The organism is Virgibacillus sp., assembly GCF_013393565.1.
Classification (GTDB): domain Bacteria; phylum Bacillota; class Bacilli; order Bacillales; family Amphibacillaceae; genus Virgibacillus; species Virgibacillus dokdonensis.
Genome location: NZ_JABXHF010000044.1, coordinates 23,551 through 37,004, shown reverse-complemented (window position 1 = coordinate 37,004; position 13,454 = coordinate 23,551). Strand labels below are relative to the sequence as shown.

Here is a 13,454-nt window from a genome sequence, read left to right as displayed (position 1 = left end):
TTAAAAGCCCTTGTTTTAATCCTCTTTGCGCTGTCCCCTTCATTCTCTTCCTCCTCGCATATTTAGCTAGTATACTTTATAGTAAACCAAACGTATTTATGGCATAGTACGTGCGTGCTACTAATTAACCTTATTTCTTCTTCTTTTTCTTCTTCTTTTTTCCAACTAATTTGGTTTTCTTTGTTTGCGATTGTCGTTTCATGATATCTAAATAGCGAACGTGTAAAGTTTTACGACGATAAATAATGAACACAAGCGCAACCACTATAATCAAAACAGAGATGACTTGCGCTTGACGCAATTCACCGAATACATATAGACTGTCCGTGCGCATATCTTCAATAAAGAAGCGTCCTACAGAATACATGATGGCATAACTTAAAAACAACTCGCCACGAAGCGGGTTAAACCTTCTAAACAAAAGCAACAATGCAAAAACCAGCAAATTCCACACAGATTCATAGAGAAATGTTGGGTGATACATAACCCCATCAATACACATTTGATTCATAATAAAATCAGGCAAATATTGATGGAAGCTTTCATATGTAGATGCTGAAATAGGTCCACCATGAGCTTCTTGATTCATGAAATTACCCCAGCGTCCAATAGCTTGACCTAAAATAAGACTTGGCGCTGCAATATCAGCTAATTGCCAAAAAGATACACGCTTCACTCGTGCATATATAATAGCAGTCAGAACAGAACCGATAAGTGCACCATGGATAGCAATGCCACCTTCCCAAATAGCAAAAACATCCGTCCAGCTTCCACCAGCATATTGATCCCATTCAAAAATAACATAGTACATTCTCGCTGAAATAATGGCTATAGGGATCGCAAAAACCACTAAATCAACCATGATATCTTTTTTCATCCCTAAACGGCTGGCTTCACGATTTGCTAATAAAAGCGCTAAAAAGGCTCCAGCAGCAATAATAACTCCGTACCAATAAATTGGAAAAGTACCGATTTGTAAAAAAACTCTATCTAATGGTTCTGCTGAACAGCTCATTCATTCATCCTCCTTACAAGTGATCCTCTGTCTCTTGATCAATCATACTCGTTAATCGCTCTGAAAACTCTTCAGCAGCATTAACACCCATGCGTTTCAAACGAAAATTCATCGCAGCAACTTCGATAATAACTGCGAGGTTCCTTCCTGGGCGAACAGGTATCGTTGCTTTTGGTAATTCCACATCCATAATCTTCATCTTGTCTTCATCCAAACCAAGGCGATCATATTGCTTATGTTGATCCCAATTCTCCAAATTAATGATTAAAGAGATCTTTTTAAAGTTTCGAACTGATCCAGCTCCAAATAATGTCATGACATTAATAATTCCTAATCCTCGTATTTCCAATAAATGTTCAATTAAAGGAGGGGAATTTCCAATTAAGGTATCATAATCTTCCTGTCTTATCTCCACACTATCATCTGCAACTAACCGATGTCCTCTTTTAACAAGTTCCAAAGCCGTTTCACTTTTCCCTACGCCACTTTGCCCCATAATTAATACACCTACTCCATAGACATCAACTAAAACGCCATGAATAGCTGTGAATGGAGCAAATTTGGCCTCTAAAAAGTTGGTTAGTCTACTAATAACTCGCGTTGTTTTTTGCTTTGAATGGAGAATTGGCACGCCTGATTCATTAGCAGCATCCATCAAGACTTGAGGGATTTCCATGTTTCTTGTGACAACTATCCCAGGAGTAATATCTGTACATAACTTGTCAACACGATGGGCTTTTTCTTCATCATTTAATTCCAAGAAATATGCCATTTCTGTTCTACCTATTAACTGAAGTCTTTCCTTAGGATAGTATTTGAAGTAACCTGTCATTTCTATCCCAGGTCTAGAAATATCTCCAGTTGTTATCTCTCTAAACAAACCATCTTTTCCTGCTTTTAATGTTAAATTAAAATTATCCAGTAAATCCTTCGTACGAACTGTTGACATTGTTTCTATTTCCTCCTTGTAGTCAAACGGACACATGCTGTAAAATAACCATTTTTATACTTAAGTGCTTATTAGAGAAACTTGGCTATCGTCAAGTATTTATGGCGATAAAGCGCCGTCGTTTTGCTTATACTTTAACCTTCAAAAATTTATACTTTGGCATGCTGTTGCTTTTTTTAGATTAAATATGCTACGATCTCTTTTAACAAAATTATGTAAAAGCTATTCTTCCACTACATTTTTAGAAACACATCGCATCACTAGGCTTTTCTTGAGTTATAACTTGAATATTTAATTAGAAATCTATTTTCATTATAAATGGTTGGTCATTCCATACCAAATGGCTGTCCATAGAAAGAAGCAAAAGTTTTCTTCATTGTAGCACATACCGTAAAAAAATCGTAGACAAATATGCCTACGATGTTTTATTCGAATTCGTTGTGCGTATAGAAAAACTTTTCTAGCGCCAAGTCTTTACGGCGAAACAAAGCCTTATAGTGTAAATAAAAACTTCTTTAACCTAAGGAATCTTGCACTAGACGATTTAATAACACGCTGATAACTGAAATAATAATGGAAGCTAAAACAGCTGTACCAAACCCACTAATTGCAAAAGAACTCCCCATAACTGCTTGCGTAATCATAAGTGTAAATGCATTGATGATAAACAGAAATAAGCCTAATGTAAGCATCGTAATTGGCAACGTCAAAATAACTAAAATTGGTTTTACAAGGATGTTTAATAGCGATAAAATAAAGCTTGCTAGCACTGCTGTACCAAATCCTTCTAAATGAAACGAATCAAATAGCTGAGCAACGACAATCAATGCAACCGCATTAAGAATAATTGATAAAAGCCATCTCTTCATGCTTAACGTATCTCCCCTTCAGCTGGAATAATCATTGCCGCAATAAGATAAATAACAGCTACCGTGAAAAAGCTCATAAATAACAAAACAACAAATAGTAGCCGTAAAATGGTTGCATCAATATTGAAATATTCTTCTAAGCCGCCGAAAACACCTGCTAGCATCTGATTCGAATTTGAACGATACAACTTTTTCATTATCATAGCCTCCATCCTTATTTAAGAAATAAGTGTCATTGACTTACGTTTAGAAGTTTCAAAAAACAATGGTACTGCGGTCCTTTTAGCACGTAGCAGTGAGGCATGGCAGTTTTCTTATAGTGTAAAAAACGCTTCTTTGCCAAATCGGTCTTTTGCTTCTTGTAAGACCTCTGCTCCTAAATCTTTATAGTTTTTTAATTGTCCAATCATCCCGCCTGCCTGTGATTTGTGACATAGAATAGCATTCATTTTTGTTTCAAACTGTTCCTCTACATCATTAATTACATCAGGCTCTCCCAATTCTTTTTGAAATCCTCTAGCAAATGCTTGTGCCCAAATAACAGGACGACGCGATTTTTCCATTTGCTCTACAGCTTGAATTGCAGCTGCACCTAAAGCGTTATGATCTGGATGCACCGCATAACCTGGATAATGCGTAATAACTAGACTAGGATTTATTTCCTCCAAAATGCCTTGCAAATGGTTAGCGACCACATTCCGATCTTCAAATTCAATCGTTTTATCTCGATAGCCAAGCATCTTTACATCTATATCAAGCACTTCACATGCATTTTTTAATTCTTGCTTGCGAATTTCTGGTAAAGTCTCACGGTTGGCAAATGGCGGGTTCCCCATATTTCTCCCCATTTCACCAAGTGTACCGCATAAATAAGTTACTGGTATTCCCTGACTTCGAAATTGCGCAATGGATCCAGCAGATCCAAATGACTCATCATCTGGATGTGGTAATATGATAACGACGTGTTTATCCAATTTCATCACCTATTCTTTCTTAGAATAACTTAACTTATTACCAGTCTATGTGGTAAAGCTTGTACTTAACCTTATACGATAAACTAGCAAATTACATGTTTTCCTATAGTGTACATTAATAATCAAAAGGGGTTTCACTTATTTGCAAAGCAACCATTAATCTTCCTTCACGATCATGGCCAGCAAGTAGCACTTTTGTGTCCTCATGTATCGTCCAATCCGTTAACCCTTCTGCATAAATCCACCCATTCCTTGTCTTTAAACCAACACGAAAAGCATTCCCTTCGCCAACAATTTTTGCTTGCGTGTAAGTAATCTGTACATTCCTGACATAAGCACCTACATTATACGCTTTTTCATCAAAATGACTAGCATAAGCACCATTTGTTGTTTCTACATGAATATAAACTGGCGTGTTTATGAATTTATCCAACCATCCTTGCACTTGGTTGATTTCAATTGGTTTCATTGTGGTTCCTCCCCATTTTCTGCTCCTTTTAGCTTAACGAAAGAAAGAGATATGGTCAAAACATAAACACAGGGGAGGTATTGTTTCTTTTAGCAACCAGGTGACCTACTAAAAGAAGATAACAATGGCTACATTACATGGTATAGGAAATGAAAGCTTTTGGCGTGGAAAAGAAAGAAGCGCGGGTATGATGAACTGTGCAATTTTTCTAAGGGTACTCTCAATCAGTGAGGGGAGAAAAAACCCCACTGATTAAAGTATACCTTTAACATCCAATGCTTTTTAAGAATAATTCGAGAGTCTGTAAAAATCACTTTACTTTGTCGCTAACTTTTCTGTCGTTTTAATGAAAGCGTCCATCCGTTTCTGGTCACGCTCTAAAACATTTTTTAAATATTTTCCTGTATAAGAATTGTCTTTTTTAGCAATTTGTTCGGGTGTACCAGTAGCAATAATGGTTCCCCCTCCAGCACCACCCTCAGGACCTAAATCGATAATGTGATCAGCTGTTTTAATAACGTCTAAATTATGCTCAATGATAAGAACGGTATCACCATTTTCGACAAGTCGCTGTAACACATTTAGCAGCCGACTAATATCATCAGCATGTAAACCTGTCGTTGGTTCATCTAAAATATAAAAGGATTTACCATTTGATCGTCGATGCAGTTCACTTGCCAACTTGACGCGCTGTGCTTCCCCACCAGATAGAGTTGTAGCCGGTTGACCAAGCTTTATATAACCGAGACCGACATCATAAATCGTTTGTAATTTCCGCTTTATTTTCGGGATATTCGCAAAGAATTCCAATGCCTCCTCAATCGTTAAACCAAGCACATCGGAAATGTTTTTTCCTTTATACTTTACTTCTAATGTTTCCCTATTGTATCTGCTCCCATGACAGACTTCACAAGGAACGTACACATCTGGGAGAAAGTGCATTTCTATTTTAATAATGCCATCGCCATGGCAAGCTTCACAACGGCCTCCTTTAACGTTAAAACTGAATCTCCCCTTCTTATATCCACGCACTTTTGCTTCATTTGTTTGTGCAAATACGTCACGAATATCATCAAATACACCAGTATATGTTGCAGGGTTAGAACGAGGAGTCCTGCCAATTGGTGATTGATCAATATCAATGACCTTTTCAATATGCTCTATTCCTTTTACTGCTTTATGTTTTCCTGGCTTATGTTTCCCTGTATATAACTCTTTCGCTAAGGCTTTATATAAAATTTCATTTACTAATGTACTTTTCCCCGACCCAGATACACCAGTAACGACGGTCATTAAACCAATCGGAATCTTTGCAGAAACCTTTTGCAGATTATTCTCTTCTGCCCCCACGATCTCAATAACACGCTTATCCTTTTTCCTTCTTTTTGCAGGTAAAGGGATGAATTTCTTACCAGCCAAATACTGCCCTGTTAGCGATTGTTCATGACGCATCACGTTTTCTGGTGTGTCGCTCGCTACAATTTCACCGCCATGCTCTCCCGCACCAGGTCCGATGTCAATTAACCAATCAGCAGCAAGCATCGTATCCTCATCATGTTCTACGACAATGAGTGTGTTATCCAAATCACGCATGCGCTTTAGCGTTCCAATTAAACGATCATTATCACGTTGATGTAAACCAATGGAAGGCTCATCTAGCACATACAAAACCCCTGTTAATGCAGAGCCGATTTGTGTAGCTAAACGTATTCGTTGGGCTTCTCCCCCAGAGAGTGTCCCTGCAGCTCGCGATAACGTTAAATAGTCTAATCCTACATTATTTAAAAACTCCAACCGATTCGAAATCTCTTTTAAAATCATTTTCGCAATTTGTTTTTCTTTTTCGGACAACTGTAAGCCTTGGAAAAAGGTCTGTGCTTCTGTAATTGAAAAATCGGTCACCTCGCTAATATGCTTCCCATTCATTTGGACAGCTAGTGCTTCTTCTTTCAAACGATATCCGCTACAGGATGGACAGTTTTTCTGAGCCATGTATCTTTCTAAATTTTCACGAATAAAATCCGAAGATGTCTCTCGGTAACGTCTAGAGACATTATTAACTACACCTTCAAACATAATATGATTATCTCGAACATTGCCGAATTCATTTACATAGTGAAAATAAATTTTTTCTTTACCACTGCCGTAAAGGATTTTATCCATTTTCTCTTTTGGAATATTTTTTACAGGCATATCCATGTCAATATCATAATGGTTACAAACACTTTTTAACAATTGTGGATAATATTGAGAACTAATCGGTTCCCAAGGCGCAAGAGCATGTTCATTTAACGATTTATCCCAATCAGGAATAACCAGGTCTAAATCGACTTCCAAATTTGTGCCTAATCCATCACAAGTTGGACATGCTCCGTAAGGGCTGTTAAAAGAAAAGAGACGTGGCTCTAATTCTTCAATTGAAAATCCACAAATAGGACATGCATGATTTTCACTAAATGTAATTTCTTCTTGACCGATTACATCAACAATGATTTTTCCTTCGCCTAAAGCTAATGCTGTCTCTATCGAATCACTTAACCGACCTTCCATACCTTCTTTAACAACAATCCGATCAATAACCACTTCGATAGAATGCTTCTTATTTTTTTCAAGCTTTATTTCCTCGGTAACTTCTCGCATTTCTTTATCTACCCGAATGCGAACATAGCCTTCTTGCTTTAATTTTTCAAATACCTTTACATGCTCCCCTTTTCGGCCCGATACTATTGGTGCTAAAATTTGCATTTTAGTCCGTTCAGGATATTCCATAATTCGATCTACCATTTGTTCTACGGTTTGCGATGTAATCTCTACCCCATGTTTCGGACAAGTAGGGTGACCAACTCGAGCAAACAATAAACGCAAATAATCATATATCTCTGTCACTGTTCCTACTGTAGAACGAGGATTTTTACTTGTCGTCTTTTGGTCAATCGAGATTGCTGGAGATAAGCCTTCAATAGCATCTACATCCGGCTTATCCATTTGACCTAAAAACTGTCTTGCGTAGGCAGATAAAGATTCAACATAACGCCTTTGACCTTCTGCATAAATGGTATCAAAAGCCAATGAAGACTTTCCAGAACCAGACAGACCGGTGAGGACGACCAGCTTATTTTTCGGTATATTGACATCAATGTTTTTTAAATTATGAGCTCTAGCACCTTGGATGGTTATATATTTACTAGGCATTTCATCACCTTCCTGCTTTCAGTTCAAGTATGACATCTCGAAGTTCAGCTGCTTTTTCAAAATCCAATGCTTTGGCAGCTTCCTTCATTTCTTTTTCCATATTCGCTATTACTTTTTCTTTATCCTGCTTTGCTAGCTTCGTAACACTTTTCGTTTTACTTTCGTACGTTTCTTGGTCTTCAGCAGCAACAGTTGCTCGAATTACATCTCGTACGTCTTTCTTAATCGTCGTAGGAGTAATACCATACTTTTCGTTATAAGCAATCTGCTTTGCACGCCGACGATACGTCTCATCAATGGCTATTTGCATCGACTTCGTAATTTTATTTGCATACATAATAACCATGCCATTTTCATTACGCGCTGCCCGCCCCATCGTTTGGATAAGGGACCTTTCTGAACGTAAAAATCCCTCCTTATCCGCATCTAAAATTGTCACTAAAGATACTTCTGGAATATCAAGACCTTCACGTAATAAATTTATTCCAACGAGAACATCATATTTACCAACACGTAAATCACGAATTAATTCAATCCGCTCCAATGTTTTAATCTCTGAATGCAAGTAAGCAACTTTTATACCAAGTTCTTTTAAATAATCGGTTAGATCTTCAGACATTTTTTTCGTTAACGTAGTGACTAGCACACGTTCGTTTTTCTCGGAACGTTTATGAATTTCCCCGATTAAGTCATCAATTTGTCCTTCAATTGGTCTTACTTCTACTTCTGGATCCAAGAGACCTGTTGGTCGAATGATTTGTTCTGTCATTGTTGGCGAATGTTCTTGTTCGTATGGTCCTGGTGTGGCAGAAACATAAACGAGTTGGTTCGTAGCTTTTTCAAATTCTTCAAAACGCAACGGGCGGTTATCTAGCGCTGACGGCAATCTGAATCCATGATCTACAAGTACTTGTTTTCGCGCTTGGTCCCCGTTAAACATGCCACGAATTTGTGGGAGTGTGACATGTGATTCATCAATCATAACTAGAAAATCATCAGGAAAGAAATCAAGCAATGTATATGGTGTCGCACCTGCTTCACGCAAAGTAAGATGGCGTGAATAATTTTCAATGCCTGAACAGAAGCCCATTTCATGCATCATTTCCAGATCGTAATTCGTCCGTTGTTCTAAACGTTGTGCTTCTAGTAATTTCCCTTGATCGCGTAACTCTTTTAAACGCTCTGCTAATTCCTTTTCAATATTTTTAATAGCAAGCTTCAATTTCTCCTCTCGTGTTACGAAGTGAGAGGCTGGGAAAATAGCAATATGCTCTCGATCGCCAATAATCTCCCCGGTCAATGCATCTACTTCACGAATGCGGTCGACTTCATCACCAAAGAATTCGACGCGTATACAGTGTTCCTCTCTAGAAGCTGGAATTATCTCCACAGAGTCACCACGTACTCGAAACGTCCCGCGTTGGAAGTTAATATCATTGCGAGCATATTGAATGTCTACAAGTTCACGTAATAGTTGATCTCGATCCTTTTCCATTCCTGTCCGAATAGAGAGTACTTGACTTTTATATTCTTCTGGAGAACCTAATCCATAAATACAGGAAACACTCGCAACAATTAAAACATCTCGTCGCTCAAACAATGCTGATGTAGCAGAGTGCCTTAGTTTATCAATTTCATCATTTATACTCGCATCTTTTTCAATGAATGTATCCGTGGATGGTACGTAAGCTTCAGGTTGATAGTAATCGTAGTAGCTAACAAAATATTCCACAGCATTATTAGGAAAGAATTCTTTAAACTCACTATATAGTTGACCGGCTAAAGTTTTATTATGCGCAATCACTAAAGTTGGCCGATTGATCTCGTTAATTACATTCGACATAGTAAAAGTTTTACCAGTTCCTGTTGCGCCTAAAAGTGTTTGGTGCCTTTTTCCTGCCTTAATATGTTCAACAATTTCTTTAATTGCTTGTGGTTGGTCACCTTTTGGTTCATATTTGGCAACTAGCTCAAATTGATTTTCCACTAGCTTCTCCTCCGATCCGTCCATAACTAGTATTCATTTTATCATAAACCTTACATATGTTAACAGAAAAACGAACAAATATTCGTTATTGTAATAATTCCCTTTCCTACAAAGGCTAACATATGCTTTATGAATTACTAATCAATAAGTATGTTTAAGCTTCATATCGTATTTTAGCGCCGCGCTTTACGACTTCCAAACAAAACGCTTGTAAACAGACTTCTTACCACCTATCGAAAAAATACACGGTAGGGAAACGCAACACAGACTTCATTAATAATAAATAGATGCATGATCTGTTCTTTCAAATGAAACCTTGGTAAAATACCATTTTTTACTTACTGCCGAGATGTAATAATTGTTTCATATAATCTTAGAAAGCCTTCGTTTTTCTTGTACGCTAAATCAAGAAAATCATATACTTTCCTCTAGTGAAAAAAACATGCAGATGGGCAGACATCCTCTCCGCATGCTTCAAACACCTTTACTCTATTCCTGAAAAGCTTACCTATTATTGCAGCTAATTCATATAGTTGCTTCTCTTATTTGTTTGGCTCCATCTATGGGGATAATTTTACCCCATCTTATATGTAGGAGATACTACTCCCCCCCCTGTGTTTTGATTCTTCTGTAATCCGTTTCATAATAGATGCTACAGAATCTAGCTCCATGTTTTCAAAATAGTTATGCATCTGTTGATACAGTTGTTGTTGCTTGTAATCATTTGAAAAAAAATCCATTATTTGCTTGCCAATTGGTTTATTTTTATCAATTACTTGTACTAAACCTAAACGTGTTAATTCCTGTAAATTAATTCTTTCCTGGCCTGGTAAAGCGCTGTATATAAACAGTGGTTTCCGCTTCATAAGACATTCGCTAACGGTTACACCACCAGGCTTCGTTATAACAGCATCTACACGCTCATACAGTTGATTCATTGTTTGCTTAGAATGCAAATAGCGTAATGGCGTTATGTGACAACTTTTTTTAGAGTAAAGTTTTTGATATAGCTGCTCATTTTGTCCGCATAAAACATAAAAATGTGCTCGAGAAGATAAATTCAATTCATTTAGCAAACATTCCAAATCTCCCGTCCCTAAACTACCGCCAGCTATTAGTATTTGCAGTTCCTCTTTTTGATTTTGATTGCTATTCGTATAATAAAAATATGGGTGAACGGGGATGCCAGTAACAAATATACTACTTTCCTGTACACCACACTGTATTAAATATTGTTTCATGGAAAGTGTCGGAACGAAATGATAGTCAATTCCCTTTGTCCCCCATAAAGCATTTATAAAAAAATCTGTATACACATTTACTGTAATAGCTTCTATCTTTCTTTGTTGCTTTAAAACACTTGCCATATTGGAAGGTAAAGCATGTGTAAAAAACAGTATATTTGCTCCAGCTTGCTGTACCACCTTTTGTAGTATTGGACGAAACAAAGTTTCATAATGCCATTGTCTGCTTCTTTTTTTAGTCCCTTGTTTATAAACTAAAAACGAGTATAAACGATCATATCCTTCCGGAAAATATTTTATCCAAGTTAAATACGTAGAAGAAACTAACTTTTCTATACTTTTATACCCATAACTAAGTATGTCCACCTTTTCATACCGATGATTTGGATAAATGCTTTTGTACTCAGCAATTAGTGCATCTGCTACATGGTGATGCCCGCTTGGAATTTGTAAAAACGGAAGAAATAATGCTTCTGATGGTTGCATCTGCCTCATTTGTTTCATCCTATCGTTTTAAAGTGAGTTATTTTCATCTATCGCAAAGACTCTACTGTCTAGGCTTGAAAATGAATGCGGAAAGATTAAAAAGCAAAAATTTTTCATTAACAGCGATTTCCGTATTTCATTAATAACTTCCCTTTTGACATAAATAAATAAACAGGTTTTATTGATTTTTTCCCAGCTAAAAAACTAATCGGGAATAATGTTATTTTCTTGAAAATACGATAAAATTTATTTTGCAAGGCTTTCTCTTCAAACCCTAATTTCTTTCCACCTTTTGATAAATTAGTAATTCCAATAATCCCTTTTACTCTTTCCTGTTCCACGTGGTTTTCAATATATGTTGCTAAACTTGGCATTGCTTGTTTTACACTATGATAGATGATAACGGCTCGTTTCATGTCATTCGACTGTTTTGAGAATTTTTTAAGTAATTTAACATTATGCAAATGTATCTTCACTAACAAATCACCCTTTTCTATTACGGTCCCATCAGAAAGAACCATTTTAGCGCCTTTATATTTCGTTAATCGAGCTCGTAATAGCGTCCTTTTTTGGTTTGGGCCAACAATATATGTTAACCTAGAGCAAGTAAAATAAATTGGGTCGATACTTCCCCAAAAATACAGAAAGCAGGTGCGCATAAACATGAGCCACTCAACTCCAACACTTTTTTATATTAGCTTGCAACATTTTTTCAATATTATTACCCATCGACAAAAAGGCTCTAAAATTAAGGGAACGCTAATCTTTAATAATGAGAGATATACACCTCATGAGTGCTGACACCCTCTCTAACACTTGTTCAGTTAACATCTTAAAATAGGCGTTTTACAGCACTTATTTGAAGTGAAAAGCAAGCAACCAGAAAAACCTGACTTATCCCAACATTAACAAAGGAAATAAGACAGGTTCATGCGTAGCTATTTGGTTCATTCATTTCGATTAAACGTTAAACAAAAGATTAAAATTTGATAAATTATCCTTCTCCATTACTTACATTAAGATGCTCATGATCGTGTGGGGTAGAGACAAATAATAGTCCTAAACCATGATGGTCCCCCTCATACCATGCCCCTTGTAGTAATTCTATTTCTCCTTCTCGATTAATGATTTCCAATTTAAAAAAAGCTCCACTTGTTTGCAAGGCGTGATAAAACGATTCAGGTTGACTCACTTTCTTCCCGTTTACTTTAGTGATCAACGTACCTACATGAATCCCTAACCGATCAGCTGGAGAATCCGGAAGTACAGCAAGCACTTTTAACGCTCGATCCGTTGATTGAAAATACCCTGGTTTATTTTGTTCGTTAATACGAAAGCGATAGTTTATCCATTCTCTTCCCAAAATTGCACATAATACCGCTATAAATGAAAACAAAGAATAATATATACTACCTACTGCAAGCGCAGCCACTAGGAAACTTAATAACAATGTAGATCGTGCTAGCTTTTTAGCAGCAAATGAAGGGTGTTGCGCACGTACAATATGATCAAAACCGAGAATAAAAGGAGTAAGTACAAGACCGTATGTCTCCCCATTTAACGTAAAATAAGGCCAAAAATCCGCAAACGGAGTTAGTGAACCTGTTGGGACAAGTGAAAAAAACGGAATTACTGTCAGCTTTTTTAAATGATGCTGTCCGACCCATATCCCCCGTTTACTAAGTGTCAGTTCTGGATAGGTTACATCGTTTCTGGAGCTAAATAATAAGATACTCTCGGCAAGTAATAGCAGAGCTAATAAACTAACTAAACCCGAAAGATGAACATCTGTATGTATATGAAAAGGAAGTATTGTCTCTATATTTATCCATTCAGGTACAAACATGAGGACTAAGTAGGTTATTCCTAAAATATAGCTTGCCGAAAGTAAGTTAATTCTTCCCGTTATACTAATGAGTATAGTTATCAAACCAAATAACAATATAACAGGATATGTAAGTGTAACACCCACACCTAGTGTAAACGCAGAAAGTAACAATCCTACTATAATAGACAGCCAAAACGTATTTTTCCATTCTGAAGACAAATTGTAAATTTTTATACCGAAGTCTTCTCTTTCCCGTTTTATCCGCTTCATTCCAGTAACAATAATTAGAATAAAAATCCAGTAAAATAACGGGTTTAAAAACATTTTCCCTATCCCTTTAACGATTTCTAATAAGCCTGATTCTAACAAGTTTATCACCCCAATAATCAAAGTCGCTTTCTTACAACTTATTATTATCTACATCGAGCTAGGTGTCCTAAT

At 36.8% G+C, this 13,454-nt stretch carries 11 protein-coding genes; all 11 read right to left on the bottom strand.

What is annotated here, in order from left to right:
• Positions 1 to 130: 130 nt before the first annotated feature.
• The 11 genes from lgt to HLX49_RS10590 all read right to left on the bottom strand — a co-directional run bounded on the left by lgt (position 131) and on the right by HLX49_RS10590 (position 13,382).
• A complete protein-coding gene (lgt, locus tag HLX49_RS10640; protein WP_077705286.1) occupies positions 131 to 1,015 on the bottom strand; it encodes a prolipoprotein diacylglyceryl transferase in 885 nt (294 codons plus the stop codon).
• A 13-nt stretch (positions 1,016 to 1,028) separates the two neighbouring features.
• A complete protein-coding gene (gene hprK, locus HLX49_RS10635) occupies positions 1,029 to 1,964 on the bottom strand; it encodes an HPr(Ser) kinase/phosphatase (RefSeq protein WP_073007563.1) in 936 nt (311 codons plus the stop codon).
• Between the two features lie 515 nt (positions 1,965 to 2,479).
• Positions 2,480 to 2,833, bottom strand: coding sequence for a phage holin family protein (locus HLX49_RS10630; RefSeq protein ID WP_077705289.1), 354 nt, complete (start codon positions 2,831 to 2,833; stop codon positions 2,480 to 2,482).
• Between the two features lie 2 nt (positions 2,834 to 2,835).
• Entirely contained in the window at positions 2,836 to 3,030 is a 195-nt protein-coding gene (locus tag HLX49_RS10625) for a PspC domain-containing protein (RefSeq protein ID WP_073007568.1), read from the bottom strand.
• A 117-nt stretch (positions 3,031 to 3,147) separates the two neighbouring features.
• Positions 3,148 to 3,807: a bacillithiol biosynthesis deacetylase BshB2 gene (gene bshB2 / locus HLX49_RS10620; protein ID WP_296361772.1), complete on the bottom strand. Its 660-nt coding sequence runs from the start codon at positions 3,805 to 3,807 to the stop codon at positions 3,148 to 3,150.
• A 115-nt stretch (positions 3,808 to 3,922) separates the two neighbouring features.
• Positions 3,923 to 4,276 carry a YojF family protein gene (locus HLX49_RS10615; protein WP_077705292.1) on the bottom strand — a complete coding sequence of 118 codons (354 nt, stop codon included), beginning with the start codon at positions 4,274 to 4,276 and terminating at the stop codon, positions 3,923 to 3,925.
• Positions 4,277 to 4,591: 315 nt separating this feature from the next.
• Complete coding sequence (gene uvrA / locus HLX49_RS10610) at positions 4,592 to 7,468, bottom strand: excinuclease ABC subunit UvrA (protein ID WP_077705294.1); 2,877 nt, start codon at positions 7,466 to 7,468, stop codon at positions 4,592 to 4,594.
• Between the two features lie 4 nt (positions 7,469 to 7,472).
• Positions 7,473 to 9,455 (bottom strand): excinuclease ABC subunit UvrB, encoded by a 1,983-nt coding sequence (uvrB, locus tag HLX49_RS10605; protein ID WP_077705297.1) that lies wholly within the window; start codon positions 9,453 to 9,455, stop codon positions 7,473 to 7,475.
• Positions 9,456 to 10,039: 584 nt separating this feature from the next.
• Positions 10,040 to 11,194, bottom strand: coding sequence for an MGDG synthase family glycosyltransferase (locus HLX49_RS10600; protein ID WP_296361763.1), 1,155 nt, complete (start codon positions 11,192 to 11,194; stop codon positions 10,040 to 10,042).
• A gap of 107 nt (positions 11,195 to 11,301) precedes the next feature.
• Positions 11,302 to 11,844: a YkoP family protein gene (locus tag HLX49_RS10595; RefSeq protein ID WP_077706930.1), complete on the bottom strand. Its 543-nt coding sequence runs from the start codon at positions 11,842 to 11,844 to the stop codon at positions 11,302 to 11,304.
• Positions 11,845 to 12,179: 335 nt separating this feature from the next.
• Positions 12,180 to 13,382 (bottom strand): PDZ domain-containing protein, encoded by a 1,203-nt coding sequence (locus HLX49_RS10590; protein ID WP_101932388.1) that lies wholly within the window; start codon positions 13,380 to 13,382, stop codon positions 12,180 to 12,182.
• Positions 13,383 to 13,454: the final 72 nt, after the last annotated feature.

What these genes read in the sequence shown, in the direction of transcription:
- HLX49_RS10625 (WP_073007568.1), bottom strand. Translation starts at nt 3,030, where the DNA reads ATGAAAAAGTTGTATCGTTCAAATTCGAATCAGATGCTAGCAGGTGTT.
- HLX49_RS10630 (WP_077705289.1), bottom strand. Translation starts at nt 2,833, where the DNA reads ATGAAGAGATGGCTTTTATCAATTATTCTTAATGCGGTTGCATTGATT.
- lgt (WP_077705286.1), bottom strand. Translation starts at nt 1,015, where the DNA reads ATGAGCTGTTCAGCAGAACCATTAGATAGAGTTTTTTTACAAATCGGT.
- HLX49_RS10615 (WP_077705292.1), bottom strand. Translation starts at nt 4,276, where the DNA reads ATGAAACCAATTGAAATCAACCAAGTGCAAGGATGGTTGGATAAATTC.
- HLX49_RS10600 (WP_296361763.1), bottom strand. Translation starts at nt 11,194, where the DNA reads ATGAGGCAGATGCAACCATCAGAAGCATTATTTCTTCCGTTTTTACAA.
- HLX49_RS10595 (WP_077706930.1), bottom strand. Translation starts at nt 11,844, where the DNA reads ATGCGCACCTGCTTTCTGTATTTTTGGGGAAGTATCGACCCAATTTAT.
- uvrA (WP_077705294.1), bottom strand. Translation starts at nt 7,468, where the DNA reads ATGCCTAGTAAATATATAACCATCCAAGGTGCTAGAGCTCATAATTTA.
- hprK (WP_073007563.1), bottom strand. Translation starts at nt 1,964, where the DNA reads ATGTCAACAGTTCGTACGAAGGATTTACTGGATAATTTTAATTTAACA.